Consider the following 19,076-nt stretch of genomic DNA (forward strand, 5'->3'; position numbering starts at 1 on the left):
CGGTGTATCAGTCAAGCAGATAGCGACTGACTCGACGCCTTCGCGAGCAAGCCCGCTCCCACAAGGGATTTTCAGTGTTTGGGAGGGGGTGTTTAGTTCTGTTTAAGGTTACTTCCTGAAAGCTACAGCGCCTTGCGCCGTCGCCTACAACCACGTCAGAATCCGCCGGCTTGTGCGCCTGGGGGGCCGTCGGTAACTTGGTTCGTGTCACTGATTCCCAGTGATCGGGTTTAGTAGCCCGGCTTTTCCAATTCGGACGTACATGCGTCATCTATTCAGGCATTCGCCTGCACTTGATGGTAGCTGTGCGCATGGCGTCCTCGGACGCGCCGGTTTTGGATTGGTGGCCGGTCTACTAACTTGCGCACAGCTGCCACCCTTCCGTTTAGTAGCGAGACAGGTTGCGGCTCTATTAACAGGAGTACCAATCCAATGTTCAAGATCACACCAAATCCACCAGAAACCGACGACGTCTCCCCCTACGAAACCCCAGACTCCAAAAAACTCAACGATGCCGCCGACCGCGCCCTCGATTACTACCTCAAACCGGTCATCCCCAAAGACACCCCACGCCGGCCCAGCACCATTTACACCATCGCCCCCGACATCGATCACGAAACCCTGCTGGCCAACGCCTGCGAATCCCTGGCGTCAGCCAGCGTAATGCTCAGTGATTTCGCCGGGTTGCTGGAAGGGCCGCAGCGCAACACCGTGCTGGGCATTCAGCAGTCCGTGATGCTGGGTGAACTGGCGGTGAACCGGATGCTGGATAACTTCGTTCCACCAAGCGCCGCGACCTGACTGGCTGCCGATGTTTCACTAGCACAGAAGATCAAAATGTGGGAGCGGGCTTGCTCGCGAAAGCGGTGTATCAGTCAAGCAGATGGCGACTGACACGACGCCTTCGCGAGCAAGCCCGCTCCCACATTGGGATTGTGGGTTATAGGAGATTGGGGACCGGCACGGGATCAATCTGTGCCCAATGCGAGGTGTCTTCGCGATGGGCCTGCAAGTACGGCAACACCGCCGCCAGCAACGGTGCCTTGAACGCTTCCTGGAACCGATGCGCCAACCCTGGAATCAGCTTCAACTGACTGCCACGGATATGCGCCGCCAGATGTACGCCATGCATCACCGGCAACAACGGATCGGCCGTGCCGTGGACCACCAACGTCGGGACGCGCAGTTGGTTGAGTAATGCCACACGACTGCGCTCAGCAAGGATCGCCATGATCTGGCGCTTCACGCCTTCCGGGTTGAATGCCCGGTCATAGGACAGCGCCGCTTGATGCAGCAAGGCCTGCCGATCATCGCTGACGGTCGGGCTGCCCAACGCGGCCAGTAAATCAGCCTGTTGCTCCAGCGCCACTTCGCGATTCGGCGCGCCACGACGGGACAACAACTGTACCAACGCCGCACTCGGCGCCGGCAAGCCTTCGGCCCCGGAGCTGGTCATGATCAGGGTCAAACTCTCGACCCGCTGCGGTGCCATCGCCGCCATGTGCTGGGCAATCATCCCGCCCATGCTCGCGCCCAATACGTGGAATTGCTCAACCTTCAACGCATCCATCAGGCCAAAGGCATCGTCCGCCATGTCTGTCAGGGTGTACGGCGCCGCCACCGGCAAACCGAGTTTGTAGCGCAGCACTTCGAAAGACAGGTTGGCGTCGGCAGGGGCTTGCCGCCAAGTCGACAGGCCGACATCGCGATTGTCATAACGAATCACCCGAAAACCCTGCTGACACAACGCGACCACCACCTCGTCCGGCCAGTGAATCAACTGCCCGCCCAGGCCCATCACCAGCAGCAACGCCGGGTCGGACGCACGGCCGATGCTCTGGTACGCCAGGCTCACCTGCGCCAGATCGGCCTGTTGGGTGGGAACGTTGACATCGCAACGAGACGCCGCGAAAGACGGTAATCCAAACAACAACGCGGCCAGGAAGGCCGCTGTTGATAAAAATCGTGCACGCATGAAAAAACACCGAAACGCAGAACCCCAGTAGAGCGCGAGTTTGATGAAGTTTGATCAAGCGCGCTGCCACAGTTACGTGACAGTTTGATGAAGATTGCCGAGCGGTCGTATTCGGACAGAAGATCGTTCCCACGCTCTGCGTGGGAATGCCTCAATGGACGCTCCGCGTCCGCTTCGACAGGGACGCGGAGCGTCCTGGGCTGCATTCCCACGCAGAGCGTGGGAACGATCAGATCAAATCAGGCCAACTGACTACGCAATCGCCTTGCCGCCGCCACCATGTTCACCAACGCCGCCTCTGTCTCCGGCCACGCCCGGGTCTTCAGCCCGCAATCCGGATTCACCCACAACCGCTCCGCCGGAATGCGCTTCACGGCTTTGCTCATCAATTTGACCATCTCGGCCGTGTCCGGCACCCGTGGCGAGTGGATGTCATAGACGCCCGGCCCGATGTCGTTCGGGTAGTCGAACGCTTCGAAGGCTTCCAGCAATTCCATGTCCGAACGCGAGGTTTCGATGGTGATCACGTCCGCATCCATCGCGGCGATGGACTCGATCACGTCGTTGAATTCGCTGTAGCACATGTGGGTGTGGATCTGGGTTTCGTCCCGAACGCCGGAGGCGCTGAGGCGGAAGGCTTCCACCGCCCAATCCAGATATTCCTGCCATTGCGCCCGGCGCAGCGGCAAGCCTTCGCGGAATGCGGCTTCGTCGATCTGCACGATTTTGATGCCGGCGTTTTCCAGGTCGACCACTTCATCACGCAGGGCCAGGGCCAACTGCTGCGCCTGGATTTTGCGCGAGACGTCTTCGCGGGGGAACGACCACATCAGCATGGTCACGGGACCGGTGAGCATGCCTTTCATCACCTTGTCGGTCAGGCTCTGTGCATACGTGATCCAGTCGACGGTCATGGCGGTCGGGCGGCTCAGGTCGCCGTAGATGATCGCCGGTTTGACGCAGCGCGAACCGTAGCTGTGCACCCAGCCGAAACGGGTGAACAGGTAGCCGTCCAATTGCTCGGCGAAGTACTCGACCATGTCGTTGCGCTCGGCTTCGCCGTGCACCAGCACGTCCAGGCCCAGGCGTTCCTGGACTTGCACCGCATGGCGGATTTCGCTGTGCATGGCGTCGGTGTAATCGTTGGCCGACAGCTTGCCTTGCTTGAAGGCCTGGCGTGCCAGACGGATCGAACCGGTCTGCGGGAACGAGCCGATGGTGGTGGTCGGGAACGCCGGCAGTTTCAAGCGTGCACGTTGCTGCTCGATGCGTTTGGCAAACGGCGAATGACGCTGGCTGTCCGCCGCGCCGATAGCGTTGATGCGCGCCTGCACTTGGGCTTTATGGATACGCGGCGACTCGGCGCGGCTGGCCTGAATCGCTCGGCTCTCGGCCAAGGCAGCTTGCACCTTGGATGATTGCGGGTCGTTGAGGGCATCGCGCAGCACGGCGATTTCCCCGCACTTCTGCACCGCAAACGCCAGCCAGCTTTTCAGTTCCGGGTCGAGTTTGTCTTCGCGTTCCAGGTCCACGGGGCTGTGCAGCAGCGAGCAGGAACTGCTGACCCACAGGTTGTCGCCGAAGCGTTCCTGGGCCGGTTGCAGTTGCGCGAGGACTTGCTCCAGTTCGCAGCGCCAGACGTTGCGGCCGTTGACCAAGCCCACCGACAGAATCTTGTAGGTCGGCAGACGATCCAGCACCTGGCCGAGTTGATCCGGCGCACGCACCGCGTCGATGTGCAGGCCTTGCACCGGCAGGCCGACCGCCAGGCCAAGGTTGTCTTCCAGGCCACTGAAGTAGGTCGCCACGAGTTTTTTCAGCGGCGAGTATTGAAGGATGTGATAAGCGCGTTCGAAAGCGTTTTTCCAGGACTGTGGCAGGTCGAGGGTCAGGATCGGTTCGTCGATCTGCACCCATTCCACGCCCTGCGCGGCGAGGCGGCCAAGGATTTCGCCGTAGATCGGCAGCAAGCGCTCCAGCAGATCGAGCTTGTCGAAATCGTTGCCTTTGGCTTTGCCGAGCCACAGGTAAGTCAGCGGGCCGATGATCACCGGTTTGACGTTGTGGCCCAGCGCCTTGGCTTCGTCGACTTCGTCGAACAGCTGTTCCCAGCTCAGTTTGAATGGTTGGTCAGCGCTGAATTCCGGGACCAGGTAGTGGTAGTTGGTGTCGAACCACTTGGTCAGTTCCTGGGCGTATTGCAACGGGGTGTGTTCAGCGCCGCAGCAGGCCGCGGTAGCGCCACGGGCCATGGCGAACAGGGTGTCGAGGGTCGGCAGGCCGCGGGAGTCCTTGGCGCTGTCGAAACGCTCGGGGATCACACCGAAGGTCAGGGAATGGGTCAGCACCTGGTCGTACCAGGCGAAGTCTCCGACGGGCAGCAGGTCGATGCCGGCGTCTTTCTGCAACTGCCAGTGGGTGGCGCGCAGTTGGCGGCCGACGCTTTTCAGCGCGTCCTGATCCAGATCGCCCTTCCAGTAGGATTCAAGGGCTTTTTTCAGTTCGCGGTCAGCGCCGATGCGCGGAAAACCAAGTGTGTGGGCCAGAGCCATGGTGAGTTTCTCTCTATAAAAGAAGCTGTAAAACATGGCGCCATTGTCGACAGCCAACCCAACATGAGACAAACTCAACCTTTTCGTGTTGATCACAAGTTTTCCTCATGGAGCCACTCGGTGCTTGAAATCCGTCACCTGAAGACCCTGCACGCCTTGCGCGAGGCGGACAGCCTGGTCGATGCCGCCGACCGGCTGCACCTGACCCAGTCAGCCCTGTCCCACCAGTTCAAGGAGCTTGAGGAACGGCTGGGGATGCCGCTGTTTGTGCGCAAGACCAAACCGGTGCGGTTCACCAGCGCGGGTTTGCGCCTGCTTCAACTGGCGGACGCGACCCTGCCGCTGCTGCGTGGCGCCGAGCGTGATATCGCGCGTCTGGCGGGCGGCACGGCGGGCCGTTTGCACATGGCGATTGAGTGCCACAGTTGCTTCCAGTGGCTGATGCCGACCATCGATCAGTTCCGCGATGCCTGGCCGGAAGTCGAGCTGGACCTGACCTCTGGCTTCTCCTTCGCCCCGCTGCCGGCCCTGGCCCGTGGCGATCTGGATTTGGTGGTGACCTCCGATCCGCTGGAACTGGCCGGGATCACGTACGTGCCGTTGTTCACGTATGAAGCGATGCTCGCGGTGGCCAACCAGCACCGTCTGGCGAGCAAGGCCTACATCGTTCCGGAAGATCTGCTCACGGAAACGCTGATTACCTACCCGGTGGAACGCGATCGGCTGGACATTTTCACCCGCTTCCTCGAACCGGCCGACATCGAACCGGCGCAGGTCCGCACCTCGGAACTGACGGTGATGATGATGCAATTGGTGGCCAGCGGACGCGGCGTGTGCGGCATGCCCCATTGGGCGCTGCACGAATACAGCTCACGGGGTTACGTGAAGGCCAAGCGGCTGGGCGAGAAGGGATTGTTTGCGACGCTGTATGCGGGGATTCGGGCGGACATGCTGGATGCGCCGTACATGCGCGACTTCTTGCTGACGGCCAAAGACACATCGTTCTCGACACTCGACGGGGTCAGTGCCGTCCGATAAAGCAACGAAGGACTTGTAGGAGCGAGGCTTGCCCGCGAAGCTTTTTGCCGGCCTCAAGGACGCCTTCACGGGCAAGCCTCGCTCCTACAGGATCTATGTGATCCTTAGATTTCACGCCACATGTGGATTTTGTCGAAGTAGTCTTCGCCGACGCGTACCGCCATGGGTTCGAGGCCGAACTGGATGAAGCCGCATCGCTGGTACAAGTTGAACGCGGCCTCGTTGCCGGCGGTGACGGTCAGCTGGATCAACCGCAGGCCTTGATGGTTTTGCGCTTCGGCCAGGGCGGCTTGCACCAGTTGCTGACCCAACCCACGCTGCCGGACCTTTCCAGACACGTACAGGCCAAACAACGTCGCCTTGTGCCGAGCCTTTTCCCGGGGTTCGAAGGCCAGGCCGACGATGCCCGCCAATTTGCCCTCTTCAAACGCCCCAAGTACCACATCCAGTTGGCTGGTCAGGCGCGATTCCCACCAGCTCAGCGGCATCGCGGCGCGCTCGCGTACGCTTGAGGTGAAGGCCTGCGGATGCAGGTCGTAGGCTTCAAGCATCAGTGCCCGATAGTCCAGGGCATGGCTGGCATCCAGTTGTTCAATCCACATGGTCAAGCTGTCCGTCGTTGCTCAAGCATCAGCCGCACCGCCAGCGCCGACAAAACAAACCCCATGAAGTAACGCTGCACCGCCAGCCAGGTCGGGTTGTTGACGAACCAGGACGCGATGCCCGCAGCGAATATCGCGATCAGCAGATTGACGCAGAAACTGACGCTGATCTGGGTCAGGCCCAGCACGATGCTTTGGGTGAATACGGAGCCATGTTCAGGCGAGATGAATTGCGGAAACACCGACAGGTAAAACACCGCGATCTTCGGGTTCAGGGCACTGGTGAGAAACCCCATGGTGATCAATTTGCGCGACGAGTCAGGCGGCAACTGCTGCGCTTCGAAGGGTGAACGCGCTCCGGGTTTGACCGCCTGCCAGGCTAGCCAGACCAGGTACAGCGCACCGGCCCACTTCAGCACTTCGTACGCCATCGGCACGGCCAGAAACACGGCGGTCAAACCGGCCGCGGCGGCGAACAAATGCACGAAAAACCCCGCGACCACGCCGAGCAATGAGGTCACGCCGGCCTTGCGTCCCTGGCAGATCGAACGGGAGATCAGGTAAATCATGTTCGGCCCCGGCGTCAGCACCATCAGCAACGCGGCAGCGGCGAATATCAGCAAATCTTGAAGCGGGATCATGGGGGCAGTCCTGGTCCGTAAAATAAGTAGCCGTGAATGATCAGACGGTCGCGGTCAGCGAAGCTCGATAAAACGGCAGGATCAGGTCCCGTGTCAATGGCGCCAGCGTGAGATCGCCGTCGGTGGCCGGATCGATCCAGCGCACCTCTTCGATCTCCGCCGCAGGCGATACGTCTGAATCGATGGTCAGTTGAAAGAGTTCGGCCTGTACGACAAAACCCGGCTCGTTGGCGGCCGGTGCCGAGAAGGGTCCCAGGTAGGTGGCGTGCGCGGGGTCGATGACCAGCCCAAGTTCTTCTTCCAGTTCACGGGCCAGGGCATGAACCGGTTGCTCGTGGGCCTCGATCTTGCCGCCAGGTTGCATGAAGGCTTCGGTGCCGCGCTTGCGGACCAACAGCGTGCGACCGTCGGGGCCGATCAGCAGGGCGGCGGCAATGCGGATGATGCGGGGGGAAGCGGCAGATGAAAGCGTCATGGATCAGGATTGGCCTTGGGTAAAAACCGCAAGGATCACATGGGTGTCGGGGCGTCGTCACTGGGAAAAAATATCTGCCTGGCACTGCCGAACCCATTGTAGGAGCGAGCCTGCTCCGGGCGGCGTTCCGACGATAGCGGTCTTTCAGTCGACATCAATGGTGAATGTCAGTCCGTCATCGTCGGAACGCCGCCCGGAGCAGGCTCGCTCCTACACGGGATCAGTGTTGGGCCTGGATTGCCCGGTTCTCTTCGAGGATTGCGGCTTCTCCTTTCTCCGGCACCTTCACAAAAACACTGTATTTCGCCCCTTCCATCGCCTCGAACGCGATCAGCTTCTCCACCAGCGGTCCGCTCAGCACCTTGCCCGCATTGAGCAGCAACATGCCGTTATCGGCATTGAGGTTGTGCGCCAGAATCATGCCGGCCGCCAGGTCCCGGGTGGTCAACACCTTAACCGTCGGATCGACCAGCGACACATCGCTCAGGTAGGCGGCGCAGACCTGAATAAAGTCCTCGACCAGGGCCGGATCGTAAAGTTTGCCGGCGTACTGGCGGATGTAGACCAATGCTTCATCGCTGTTCATCTGGCGCTCGAGGATCAGCCCACGCTGCAACTCGATGAAATCCACCGCCAGTTTCAGCCACCGCGAACCCAGCGGAATCGCCTCGCCCTTGAGCCGGTCGGGGAAACCAGTGCCGTCCCAGCGTTCCTGATGGTGAAGGATCAGGCGAGCGGCATCTTTCATTGGGTCGAGGGTCATCAGCAACGATTCGCTCTGCTTCGGGTAACCGCGATAGCGTTCCTGATCGCTGTGGTGCAGCAGGTCCGCAGGCGCGGTCATCATGCTGTCGGTCCAGCTCAGCTTGCCGATGTTGTAAAGCGCCGCGGCCATGGTCAGGTCGCGGGTACTGCCCTCGTCCAGGCCATGGCGTTTGCAGTACACCCGCACCAGTTCGATGATCTGCCGGTTCGTCTGCTTGGCCGGCGGCAAACGCAGGTTAGCCAGCAACGAAAACACCTCAGTGCCGGTGACATAGCTGTGTTTGAGCTCTTCGTAGGCCAGGTCGAGCATGTCGGCGGTCTGCTGCAGCTCGGAGGTGCGGGACGCGACGTGTTTTTCCAGGGTCGCGTTGAGCAGCTTCAATTCCTCGTTGCGATCCCACGTCTCCTGCATAAGGCGCAACCGTTCGCGCTCGGAATGCTGGTACGCGAGGGATTGTCGCAACGTCAGCAGCAACTCCTCATCGTGCCAGGGTTTGCTGATGTAACGGTCAATCTGCCCCTCGTTGATCGCTTTGACGATCATCGTCAGGTCGGCATAACCGGTCAGCAAAATGCGCAGTGTGTCGGGATGGCGCTGGTGGATGTGCGCCAGCAGCGTCGCGCCGTCCATATTGGGCATGCGCGCATCGCTCATCACCAGGTCGACGGGCTGTTTGCCCATGATTTCGAGGGCCTGGGCACCGCTGGTGGCCAGCAGCACGTCGTAGGGTTGGCCGCGCAAGAGCCGGCGCAGACTGTTGAGGATCGATTCCTCATCGTCGACCAGCAGAATTGTAGGTTTATAGGTGACAGGCGTGGGGAGTTGCTCTTCCATGGCATTACCTCAAGCGAAACGGGCGTTGTTGCGTCAGTCATCAGCCAAAACATTCCGTTTCTGGCCCTGCCTGAGCTACAGGCTAGATGATTTCCAGCAAGCCCCCTGGAAATGATTCGTTTCAGTCACCCGGGCGAAGTGCTGCGCGGGCGACTATGCTCTGCTAACTCGGATCCATTATCTGTACCGTTGCCACGTGATCAGGGAAAGGATGCCCCTATGAGCACACCGCTCCACGCCTCCGCTCCCGGCGTATGCCTATGAATACGCTGCTGGCGCGTACCAACCGTCGGATTCTTATCGTCGACGACACCGCTTCGATCCATGCGGACTTCATCAAGATCCTCAGCCCGCCATCGATCGATGACAACGACCTGATCAGCGCCGAAAACGCCCTGTTCGGGACTCAAGCGACGGCAACACTGCAAAGTTTCATGCTCGATTCGGCATTTCAGGGCCTTGAAGCATTGGGCAAGGTCGAGCGAGCGTTGGCCAACGACCTGCCCTACGCGATGGCCTTTATCGACATGCGCATGCCGCCGGGCTGGGACGGTCTTGAAACCATCGAACGACTGTGGCAGATCGACCCCAAGCTGCAAGTGGCGCTGTGTACTGCCTATTCCGACTATTCCTGGGAAGACATCGATGAACGCCTGGAGCTGGGCGATCGCCTGCTGATTCTGAAAAAACCCTTCGATGCCATCGAAATCCGGCAGATGGCCAGCGCACTGACCGCCAAATGGCAAATGACCGAAGACGCAGCGCTGAAGATGTCGCTGCTGGAACAGGCCGTCGAAGAACGCACCCGGGAGCTGTCCGACGCCAACATCATCGTGCAGAACAGCCCGACCATTCTGTATCGCCTGCGGGGCGAACCGTTGTTTCCGCTGATGTACATCTCCCACAACATCACCAAATACGGTCACGTCGCGGCGAACCTGGTCGCCTCGGCCAATTGGGCCCAGGAGTTGATCCACCCGGACGACCAATCGAAGGTCGACACGGCCATGGCCCGGGTGCTGGACCGCCATGCGGCGGGCGCGTCCATCGAGTTCCGGATGCGCACCGGCGACGGTGCCTGGCGCTGGGTCGAAAACCGCTATATCCCGGTGCGTGACGACGAGGGGCGTTTGCTGGAAGTTGAAGGCATCATCATCGACATCACTGAACGCAAGGTCGCCGAGGAGAAAATCGCCCTGCTGGCCCGCACCGACGGGCTCACGGGGCTGGCCAACCGTGCCACCCTGATCGAACGCCTGCACCAGGCGTTCGCCGCCGCGCGTCGGGGCGCCACACCGTTTGCGATGTTCTACCTGGACCTGGATCACTTCAAACGAATCAACGATACCCTCGGTCATCCGGTGGGCGACCTGTTGCTGCAGGAAGTCGCCCGGCGCATCAAGGCCTGTGTACGCGAAAACGATGTGGTCGCCCGTCTCGGCGGCGACGAGTTCGCCATCCTGCAACTGGACGTCAGCGACCCGACGCACTCCGCGGCACTGGCCGCCAAGGTCCGCGATGCGCTGGTGCTGCCCTATTCCCTGGCCGGCAATGACGTACGTGTTTCGGTCAGCATCGGCATCAGCAGCTACTCGCCGCTCATCACCAGCGCCGACGGCCTGCTGAACCAGGCCGACATGGCGCTCTATCGCTCCAAGGAAAAGGGCCGCAACCAGTATCACTTCCATTCCGAGGAGATCAATCAGGAGGTGGTCGAGCGCATGACCATCGCCAACGATCTGAAAACCGCCATTGAACATGAAGAACTCGAACTCCGTTACTGGCCGGAAGTTGACCTGAGCAGCGGCAAGATCCTCGGCATGGAAGCCCAGGTCAGCTGGAATCACCCCGAGCGTGGATTGCTGGAAGCCCCGGCGTTCCTGCCGGCCGCGGAAAAAACCGGCGTTATCATCGCCCTCGGTCACTGGGTGCTGGATCGCGCCTGCCAGCAAATGCGCCAGTGGCGCGACGAAGGCATGGCGCCGCCGGTCATTGCCATCAAGCTGTCCCTGGCTCAGCTGAAAAGCGGGCCCGAACTGATCTATGACGTGCTGCGCACCACCGCGCGCTGGGAACTGTGCGCCTGGGACCTGCGCTTCGATGTCACCGAAGCGACCCTGGCCCAGACCAAATGGACCCACAACGACGTGCTGCCGCGCCTGCGGGAGCTGGGGGTGAAGATCGCCATCGACGACTTCGGCACCGAATACTCCTCGTTCGACTACCTCAAGACCTACCAGGTCAATCACCTGAAACTCGCCCAGGCCTTCATCGACACCGCGGCTCGTGACCCGGCCAGCGCCAACACGTTGCGCGCGATTATTAATTTCGCTCGAGAGGTAGGGATCGGAATCATCGCTGAAGGCGTCGAAACCCAGGAACAGCGCAGTTCGCTGATGGCCACAGGCTCGCCAATGAACGCTCAGGGTTACTTCTTCAGTAAAGCGGTCAGCAGCCAACAGGCCGCTCAATTGCTCAAAACCGGCAGCATCATACCCACAAGTCACTACACCGGACCGATCCTGGACAACCCGCATACCACGGAGGACAAGGAATGAAATCTTCGTCCGTCCAGACCAACCGGCGCATCCTGATCATCGACGACACGCCCTCGATCCATCAGGACTTTCGCAAGATCCTCGGACCCGATACCGAAGGTGAACAGACCCTGGCCGGCACCGAAGAGGCGTTGTTCGGCACGCAACAACGGGCTCGCCTCACCTTCCAGCTCGATTCCGCCTATCAGGGCCAGGAAGCCCTCGAACTGGTCAAACGTGCCCAGTCCGAAGGACGCCCGTACGCCATGGCGTTCACCGACATGCGCATGCCGCCAGGTTGGGACGGGCTGGAAACCATCGAACAACTCTGGAAGATCGACCCGCATCTGCAAATCGCGCTATGCACCGCTTTTTCGGATTACAGCTGGGAAGACATGGCTGAACGGCTGGAGTTCGGCGACCAGTTGTTGGTGTTGAAAAAGCCCTTCGACAGTCTGGAAATCCGTCAGATGGCCAGCGCCCTGACCTGGAAATGGCAGATGACGCACGACGCGGAGACGAAAGTGCAGAGCCTGGAGCAAACCATCGAGGCGCGGGTCCACGAACTGCTCAAGGTGTCTCACCTGTTGCAATACGACGTATTGACCGATCTGCCCAATAGCACGCTGCTCGGTGATCGGCTGAACCAGTCGCTGGCGTTGTCGCGCCGCCATGACAAGCAACTGGCGGTGATGTTTCTGGGTCTTGATCGCTTCAAGCGCATCAATAATGCCTTGGGCCATCCGGCCGGTGACGAGATGCTCAAACGGGTCGGGCATAGCCTGGTGTCCACGGTGCGCGAGTCCGATTCGGTGTTTCGCTACGGCGCTGACGAATTCGTGGTGATCCTCGCCGATATCCGCCATCCCCAACAGACCAAAGGCATCGCCGAAAAACTCTTGAACGCCATCTGCACGCCCCAGCACATCGCCGGCCATGACCTGAGCGTGACCGCCAGCCTGGGCATCAGCATCTACCCCGATGACGGCTTCGATGCCATCGCACTGATCAAGAAAGCCGAAACCGCGATGCGCAACGTCAAAGAAAGCGGCCCCAATGACTTCCGCTTTTTCATCGACGAGATGAACCAGCGCGCCCGGGATCAGCAGAGCATCGAATCAGGTATTCGCCTGGCACTGGAGCGGGACGAATTTGTCCTGCATTACCAGCCAAAACTGGACCTGAGCACCGGCGAGGTGGTCGGTGCAGAGGCCTTGATTCGCTGGCAGAAACCGGGGCACGGCTGGGTTTATCCGTCGGATTTCATTGGGGTGGCCGAAGACAGCGGCTTGATCGTGCCGTTGAGCAAATGGGTGCTGGCCCAGGCCTGTCGACAAGCCTGCGCCTGGCAGGCAGCCGGGCTGCCGAAGCTGTGCATGTCGGTGAATGTGTCGGCCATCGATTTCCGTCAGCGAGGCTTTGTCGAAGGCATTGAACAGGTCCTCGAACAAACCGGTCTGGACCCGTCCCTGCTGGAGCTGGAAATCACCGAAGGCGTGCTGATGCAAAACATCGATGCCACGGTCACCGCCCTGAACCGGATCAAGGCAATGGGGGTGCGACTGGCCATTGACGACTTCGGCACCGGTTATTCCAGCCTGAGTTACCTGCGGCGTTTTCCCATCGACGTGCTGAAAATCGATCAGTCGTTCATTCGCGGCCTGAGCCGTGACAGCAACGACGCGGCGCTGGTCAGCGCCATCATCAGCCTGGGCAAGAGCCTCAAGCTGACCATCATCGCCGAAGGGGTGGAAACCCTCGAACAGCTGGATTTCCTCAAGGCCCATCAGTGCGAGGAAGGCCAGGGTTACTACTTCAGCAAAGCCGTGGCGCCGGATGACTTTGTGCAATACCTGACGTCGGTGAAATCCCCTCCTCCTGCCGCCACATGACCGATAAGCAGCGACACACGGGCCATCAGCCAAGGAATCATCAGATGTCGCCATCCTCCTATCGTCTTCTTCTGCTGCCCTTGCTCGGGTTTTGTTTGATCGCCAGCGGTGCACCACTGAACGAGCCGCTCAAACCGCTGCCGGCCGTCCCACAGCAAAATCCTCTGCGGGTCGAATTGGGTCGCCAGTTGTTCAATGAACCACGTTTGTCGGTCAACAGCAGCCTGTCCTGCGCCAGCTGCCACCAACTGGAGAGCGGCGGTGCCGACAACAAGGCGTTTTCCATCGGCTTCAACGGCCATCCAATCGCCATCAACACCCCCAGCGTGTTCAACGCCAGCCTGAACTTCCGGCAGTTCTGGAACGGTCGCGCCGACACCCTGGAAACCCAAATCCACACCGTGGTGCAGAGCCCCAGTGAAATGGGCAGCAACTGGGAACTCGTGGTGCAAACGCTGTCTGCCGATCCGGCTTATCAAACCGCGTTCGGCGACGCCTACCCGGACGGCGTGACCATGAACAATGTGCAAAACGCCCTGGCCACCTACGAGCGCACGCTGATCAGCGCCAACTCGCGTTTCGACCAATACCTGCTGGGCGACACCGACATTCTCACTCGCGAGGAGAAATACGGTTATCAACGCTTCAAGGACTACGGCTGCATCACCTGCCATCAAGGGGTCAACATCGGCGGCAACATGTTCCAGAAGTTCGGGGTGATGGGCGATTACTTCAAGACGCGAGGCAACTCGACTGAAACCGACCTGGGCCGCTACCTGGTGACCAAGGACGAAGAGGACCGCAATGTGTTCAAGGTCCCGAGCCTGCGTAACGTTGCGGTGACCGCGCCGTACTTTCACGACGGTTCGGCCAAAACCCTCGAAGAGGCCGTGGACGTGATGTTCACGTTTCAGCTGGGGCGCATCCCCTCCGCAGAGGACAAGGTGCTGATCATCCAATTCCTCAAGACCCTGACCGGTGAATGGGAGGGCAAACCGTTATGAAAATGTCCCGCCGACGCAGCCTGGCGCTCCTCGGTATCGTGGCCCTGATACTGGCCTCGATACTGCTGTTTCTGTACCTCAAATCCAGTTCGAACCAGACGTCGACCTACACCGAATCCCGGGATCTGGTTTCCCGGATGAAACAGCTGAACGCGCAATGGGAAACGGAAATCCTCAAGACCAGGATTGCCATCAACCATAACTACGATCCGCTGGTCGCACCGCTGACCGAGATGACGAAACTGTGGGAGCGGTTCGACACGATGGAGTCGAATCACGGCCGCAACGACTCGCCCGTTTGGCTCACCAGCCATGATGCGTACCTGAGCGCCATCGAGGAAAAGACCCGACTGGTGGAACAGTTCAAGTCGCACAATGCCGTGTTGCGCAACTCACTGGCGTTTCTGCCGACCGCCGAGGACGACATTCAGGAACCCCTCGCCCAGTTGCAGGACGGAGACAAACTGCAACTGCAAAACATCGCCAACGACACGTATGACCTGGTACTGAGCACCATGGAGTTCGCCATGGTCACCTCTGACGACAAGGCCGCCGAAATTCTGGTGGGCCTGAGCAAACTGAAAGTGAATAAACTGCGACTGCCGGAGCAATTCCACAGTCCGCTGGATATTCTCGACAAGCACATCGCGCTGATCCTGCGGGAACAGCCGGTGGTCAACAGGTTGCTGGAAAACATCGAGGCCATTCCCGTGGCGGAACGGTTGGACGACATCACCGATCTGCTGAACAACGATCAGCAGCTCACCGACGCGATCGACCAGCTTTATCACTTCTACATGCTGGTGTTTTCGGTGCTGCTGGTGCTGTTGCTGGTGTACCTGGCGATTCACCTGATGCGCAGTTTCACGGTGATCAATCGCGTCAACAAAGCCCTGCAAACCGCCAATGATGACCTCGAAAAACGGGTCGAAGAGCGCACCCGCGAGCTCAAGGATACTCAGAGCGAACTGCTGGACACCGCGCGCCAGGCCGGCATGGCCGAAATCGCCACCAATGTGCTGCACAACGTCGGCAACGTGCTCAACAGCGTGAACATTTCCGCCGACCTGGTCAGTCGCAAACTGCGCAGCAGCAAGGCCCAGGGGCTGGGCAAGGCGATGCAGCTGATCAACGAACATCAAGGCGACCTGGGCACCTTTTTAACCCTGGACGAGAAAGGCAAGTTACTGCCCGGCTACCTGAATCAATTGGTCGACGCCATTGCCCTCGAACAGCAAAGCATGACCGAGGAACTGGCCCAACTGACCAAAAGCGTCGACCACATCAAGGACATCGTCGCCACCCAGCAGTCCTACGCCGGCGCCAACAGCCTGATGGAACCGCTGCACATCAGCGAACTGCTGGAAGACGCCTTGCGCATGAACTCCGGCGCCCTGACCCGGCATCACGTCACGGTGGTCAAGGAGTACAACGAGGTGCCGCAGGTCATGGGGGACAAGCACCGCTTGCTGCTGATCCTGATCAACCTCATCAGCAATGCAAAATACGCCATGTCCGACCTCAGTAATCGTCCGCGACAAATGACCCTGGGGGTAAAAATCGTCGAAGACGCCACCCTGCAAATCAGCGTCAAGGATGATGGCGAAGGCATCGCGCCGGAGAACATGACGCGAATCTTTGCCCACGGGTTTACCACCCGCAAGGAAGGTCACGGCTTTGGTTTGCACAGTTGCGCATTGGCGGCGATCGAAATGAACGGCCACCTCAGCGCCCACAGTGACGGGCCTGGCAAAGGTGCGCAGTTCACCCTGCAGATCCCGCTGAAAACCGTCACGGAGGAGGCATGAGTGAACTTTCGAACCGGCGCATTCTGCTGATCGACGACACGCCGTCGATTCATGATGACTTTCGCAAGATCCTCACACCGGTTTCGGTGCAGCACGTCGAACTGGACGAGATGGAGGCCACGCTGTTTGGCAGTGAAGTCAAAGCCACCACGGCCCTGTTCGAACTGGATTCGGCGTATGGCGGCCAGGAAGGCCTGGGCAAACTCACTCAGGCCTTGCAGGAAAGCCGCCCCTACGCCCTCGCGTTCGTGGACATGCGCATGCCTGAGGGTTGGGACGGCGCGCAGACCATCGAACACCTGTGGCAGGAAGACCCGCGCCTGCAAGTGGTGGTGTGTACCGCGTACTCCGACTATTCCTGGGATGAACTGCTGGACCGGCTCCAGGCCCATGACCGCTTGTTGATCCTGAAAAAACCGTTCGACAACATCGAAGTCCAGCAGATGGCCAACACCCTGCTGACCAAATGGGAGATGACCGAGCGCGCGTTTGTGCAAATGAGCCACCTGGAGCATCTGGTGGACCAGCGCACCACCGAGTTCAAACAGGCCAGTGAGGCGTTGCAGCGAGAAATCGACGAGCGCAAACAGCTTGAATCGCAACTGGTGCAATCGGAAAAACTCGCCTCACTGGGGCAATTGGCAGCCGGCGTCGCCCATGAAATCAACAACCCCATCGGCTTCATTTCCTCCAACCTCGGCAGCCTTGATGGCTACTTCAAGCAACTGCAGGAAATGCTCGACGCCTATCGCGAGGCCGAAGAAGCGATTGCTTCAAACGAGGTGATCGAACAGCTTGGGCAGCTACGTGAACGGATCGAACTGGAGTTTCTGCGCGACGACATTCCGTTGCTGATCAAGGAATCCAAGGAGGGCATCAACCGCGTCGGGCAGATCGTCAAAGACCTGAAGGACTTCTCCCGCGTGGACTCCAACCAGGAATGGCAGTGGACCAATCTGCAACAGGGCATCGAATCGACCCTGAACATCGTCGCCAATGAACTCAAGTACAAAGCCGACGTGGTGAAGGCGTATCAGCCGCTGCCCGACATCGAATGCCTGCCGTCGCAAATCAATCAGGTGATCATGAACCTGATCGTCAACGCGTCCCAGGCGATGGGTCCGCAGCGCGGCACCATCACCCTGCGCACCGGGCTTGAGGGTGAACGGGTGTGGATTGAAGTGGCAGATACCGGGTCGGGAATTGCGCCGGACAACCTGCAGAAAATCTTTGACCCGTTCTTCACCACCAAGCCGGTGGGCCAGGGGACGGGGCTTGGATTGTCTCTGTCTTATGGGATTGTGAAGAAGCATGGGGGGGATATTTCGGTGTGCAGTGAGGTGGGTGCAGGGAGTACGTTCCGGGTCGAGCTACCCGTGCACCAGACAAAACCTTCTGCCTGAACACCGTAATAAATGTGGGAGTGAGCCTTGTGGTGAGGGGATTTATCCCCGTTCGGCTGCGCAGCAGTCGTAAACCCATTGCATGCGGTTTGACTTTGAAATGCCGGGGCCGCTTCGCAGCCCAACGGGGATAAATCCCCTCACCACATAGCTCACTCCCACAGGGTTATGCATTGTCCGGGGGTCAGGTGGTCTCCTGGAAATCCATCTCCGGTGGCTGGCGGCGGAAACCACCGGTCAGCACCGCCAGGTACACCACGCCAATCGCCAGCCAGCTCAGGCCCAGGTAAATCGCCAGGTGATCGAGGCTGACCATCAGCCACAAATCCGCGGCCAGGCCAATGAACGGGAACAACAGGAACAACACGAATTCACGCAGGCCTTTGTTCTCACCGCCGATCCAGTAGTGAAAGATCACCGACAGGTTCACCAGACTGAACGCCAGGAACGCGCCGAAGTTGATGAACGAGGTCGAGGTGGTGACGTCGAGTTTAAGTGCCAACAAGGCCACCACGGCGCACAACAGGATGCTGTTGACCGGGGTGCCAAAGCGTTCGTGCAAGGTGCCGAAGAACGATTTGGGCAGCACACCGTCGCGGCCCATGGCGAACAACAGACGCGAACCGCTGGCCTGAGCCGACAGGCCCGAGGCGAACTGGCCGACGATCAGGCCGATCAGGAAGATCGACACGAACAGGTCGCCGCCAATGTTGCGGGCGATTTCATAAGCCGCCGAGTCGACGCTGTCGAACTGGAACGACGGATGCGCGATCTGCACAAAGTACGAGACGCTGACGAAGATCAGGCCACCGATCAGGGTAATCAACATGATCGCCCGCGGGATGGTGCGGCGCGGATCGCGGGTTTCTTCAGTCAGGGTGCTGACCGCGTCGAAACCGAGGAACGAGTAACAGGCAATGGCCGCACCGCTCATGATCAGCGGCATCTGCATGTCGCCGTTGAAGAATGGCTTCATCGACCACAACGGTGTACTCGCATCGCCACCGACGTAGTGAATGCACAGCGCGACGAAGGCAATCAGCACCAGGAATTGCACTAGCATCAGCAAGGCGTTGATGCCATTGGCCAGTTTCAGGCCGACGATATTGATCGCGCTGGTGATGCCAACGAACGTTAGCACCCAGGTCCACTGCGGCACGGCCGGGAACGCGGAGTTGAGGTAGGCGGCGCCGATCAGCCAGATCGCCATGGGCAGGAACAGGTAATCAAGTAGCACCGCCCAACCGGCGATGAAGCCGAGTTTCGGGCTGATGGCCTTGCGTACATAGCTGTAGGCCGAGCCTGCGACGGGGAACGCCGAGGCCATTCGGCCGTAGCTCATGGCGGTGAAAAACATCGCCACCAGCGCTGCCAGGTAAGCGGCCGGGACCATGCCGGCGGTGGATTGAGCGAGGATGCCAAATGTGCCGAGCACAATGATCGGCGTCATGTAGGCGATGCCGAACAGCACCACCGAACCCAATGACAGGGTGCGTTGCAAACGAGCCATGAGCGACTACTCCGAATTTATTAGATTTATGGGCAGAGC

Annotated in this window: 14 protein-coding genes; 7 read left to right on the top strand and 7 right to left on the bottom strand. The window is 59.8% G+C overall.

Annotated elements, in window-relative coordinates; all coding sequences use genetic code 11:
* Window positions 1–432 precede the first annotated feature (432 nt).
* Entirely contained in the window at window positions 433–801 is a 369-nt protein-coding gene (locus ACYZTM_RS09055) for a DUF6124 family protein (protein WP_131060905.1), read from the top strand.
* Between the two features lie 139 nt (window positions 802–940).
* On the opposite strand, the gene ACYZTM_RS09060 is transcribed toward ACYZTM_RS09055, so the two are convergent.
* Both ACYZTM_RS09060 and metE read right to left on the bottom strand, forming a co-directional pair.
* On the bottom strand, window positions 941–1,975 hold the full coding sequence (locus ACYZTM_RS09060) for an alpha/beta fold hydrolase (RefSeq protein WP_131060906.1): 1,035 nt from the start codon (window positions 1,973–1,975) through the stop codon (window positions 941–943).
* Between the two features lie 239 nt (window positions 1,976–2,214).
* Window positions 2,215–4,527, bottom strand: a complete 2,313-nt coding sequence (metE, locus tag ACYZTM_RS09065) for a 5-methyltetrahydropteroyltriglutamate--homocysteine S-methyltransferase (RefSeq protein WP_461988232.1) — start codon at window positions 4,525–4,527, stop codon at window positions 2,215–2,217.
* Between the two features lie 120 nt (window positions 4,528–4,647).
* On the opposite strand from metE, the gene metR reads away from it, so the two are divergent.
* Window positions 4,648–5,565, top strand: a complete 918-nt coding sequence (metR, locus tag ACYZTM_RS09070; protein WP_461988234.1) for a transcriptional regulator MetR — start codon at window positions 4,648–4,650, stop codon at window positions 5,563–5,565.
* Window positions 5,566–5,669: 104 nt separating this feature from the next.
* Here metR and ACYZTM_RS09075 read toward each other — a convergent pair whose 3' ends face one another.
* The 4 genes from ACYZTM_RS09075 to ACYZTM_RS09090 form a co-directional block, all read right to left on the bottom strand.
* Complete coding sequence (locus ACYZTM_RS09075) at window positions 5,670–6,167, bottom strand: GNAT family N-acetyltransferase (protein WP_131060943.1); 498 nt, start codon at window positions 6,165–6,167, stop codon at window positions 5,670–5,672.
* A gap of 2 nt (window positions 6,168–6,169) precedes the next feature.
* Complete coding sequence (locus ACYZTM_RS09080; protein ID WP_131060909.1) at window positions 6,170–6,808, bottom strand: LysE family translocator; 639 nt, start codon at window positions 6,806–6,808, stop codon at window positions 6,170–6,172.
* A 40-nt stretch (window positions 6,809–6,848) separates the two neighbouring features.
* On the bottom strand, window positions 6,849–7,283 hold the full coding sequence (locus tag ACYZTM_RS09085; RefSeq protein WP_131060910.1) for an NUDIX hydrolase: 435 nt from the start codon (window positions 7,281–7,283) through the stop codon (window positions 6,849–6,851).
* 220 nt (window positions 7,284–7,503) lie between these two features.
* Window positions 7,504–8,883: an HD domain-containing phosphohydrolase gene (locus ACYZTM_RS09090; RefSeq protein ID WP_461988237.1), complete on the bottom strand. Its 1,380-nt coding sequence runs from the start codon at window positions 8,881–8,883 to the stop codon at window positions 7,504–7,506.
* A 254-nt stretch (window positions 8,884–9,137) separates the two neighbouring features.
* Here ACYZTM_RS09090 and ACYZTM_RS09095 point away from each other — a divergent pair, with 254 nt between their 5' ends.
* Genes ACYZTM_RS09095 through ACYZTM_RS09115 form a run of 5 tightly spaced genes read left to right on the top strand, consistent with a single transcriptional unit; the run spans window position 9,138 to window position 17,527 of the window.
* Window positions 9,138–11,441 (top strand): EAL domain-containing protein, encoded by a 2,304-nt coding sequence (locus ACYZTM_RS09095; protein WP_461988239.1) that lies wholly within the window; start codon window positions 9,138–9,140, stop codon window positions 11,439–11,441.
* On the top strand, window positions 11,438–13,312 hold the full coding sequence (locus tag ACYZTM_RS09100; protein WP_461988241.1) for a putative bifunctional diguanylate cyclase/phosphodiesterase: 1,875 nt from the start codon (window positions 11,438–11,440) through the stop codon (window positions 13,310–13,312). The genes ACYZTM_RS09095 and ACYZTM_RS09100 overlap by 4 nt, the downstream gene beginning before the upstream one ends.
* 44 nt (window positions 13,313–13,356) lie before the next feature.
* Window positions 13,357–14,316, top strand: coding sequence for a cytochrome-c peroxidase (locus ACYZTM_RS09105; RefSeq protein WP_461988243.1), 960 nt, complete (start codon window positions 13,357–13,359; stop codon window positions 14,314–14,316).
* Window positions 14,313–16,124: a DAHL domain-containing protein gene (locus ACYZTM_RS09110; protein ID WP_131060915.1), complete on the top strand. Its 1,812-nt coding sequence runs from the start codon at window positions 14,313–14,315 to the stop codon at window positions 16,122–16,124. Before ACYZTM_RS09105 ends, ACYZTM_RS09110 begins: the two co-directional genes overlap by 4 nt.
* Complete coding sequence (locus ACYZTM_RS09115) at window positions 16,121–17,527, top strand: ATP-binding protein (RefSeq protein WP_461988245.1); 1,407 nt, start codon at window positions 16,121–16,123, stop codon at window positions 17,525–17,527. The genes ACYZTM_RS09110 and ACYZTM_RS09115 overlap by 4 nt, the downstream gene beginning before the upstream one ends.
* 184 nt (window positions 17,528–17,711) lie before the next feature.
* On the opposite strand, the gene ACYZTM_RS09120 is transcribed toward ACYZTM_RS09115, so the two are convergent.
* Entirely contained in the window at window positions 17,712–19,037 is a 1,326-nt protein-coding gene (locus ACYZTM_RS09120) for an APC family permease (RefSeq protein WP_461988247.1), read from the bottom strand.
* Window positions 19,038–19,076: the final 39 nt, after the last annotated feature.

The sequence above is a fragment of the Pseudomonas sp. MDT2-39-1 genome, assembly GCF_054898085.1.

Bases quoted from the DNA above. Each gene is read 5' to 3' on its own strand.
- ACYZTM_RS09090 (WP_461988237.1), bottom strand. From the start codon at position 8,883: ATGGAAGAGCAACTCCCCACGCCTGTCACCTATAAACCTACAATTCTG.
- metE (WP_461988232.1), bottom strand. From the start codon at position 4,527: ATGGCTCTGGCCCACACACTTGGTTTTCCGCGCATCGGCGCTGACCGC.
- ACYZTM_RS09085 (WP_131060910.1), bottom strand. From the start codon at position 7,283: ATGACGCTTTCATCTGCCGCTTCCCCCCGCATCATCCGCATTGCCGCC.
- ACYZTM_RS09095 (WP_461988239.1), top strand. From the start codon at position 9,138: ATGCCTATGAATACGCTGCTGGCGCGTACCAACCGTCGGATTCTTATC.
- ACYZTM_RS09055 (WP_131060905.1), top strand. From the start codon at position 433: ATGTTCAAGATCACACCAAATCCACCAGAAACCGACGACGTCTCCCCC.
- ACYZTM_RS09060 (WP_131060906.1), bottom strand. From the start codon at position 1,975: ATGCGTGCACGATTTTTATCAACAGCGGCCTTCCTGGCCGCGTTGTTG.
- ACYZTM_RS09075 (WP_131060943.1), bottom strand. From the start codon at position 6,167: ATGTGGATTGAACAACTGGATGCCAGCCATGCCCTGGACTATCGGGCA.
- ACYZTM_RS09115 (WP_461988245.1), top strand. From the start codon at position 16,121: ATGAGTGAACTTTCGAACCGGCGCATTCTGCTGATCGACGACACGCCG.
- ACYZTM_RS09120 (WP_461988247.1), bottom strand. From the start codon at position 19,037: ATGGCTCGTTTGCAACGCACCCTGTCATTGGGTTCGGTGGTGCTGTTC.
- ACYZTM_RS09105 (WP_461988243.1), top strand. From the start codon at position 13,357: ATGTCGCCATCCTCCTATCGTCTTCTTCTGCTGCCCTTGCTCGGGTTT.
- ACYZTM_RS09110 (WP_131060915.1), top strand. From the start codon at position 14,313: ATGAAAATGTCCCGCCGACGCAGCCTGGCGCTCCTCGGTATCGTGGCC.
- ACYZTM_RS09080 (WP_131060909.1), bottom strand. From the start codon at position 6,808: ATGATCCCGCTTCAAGATTTGCTGATATTCGCCGCTGCCGCGTTGCTG.
- ACYZTM_RS09100 (WP_461988241.1), top strand. From the start codon at position 11,438: ATGAAATCTTCGTCCGTCCAGACCAACCGGCGCATCCTGATCATCGAC.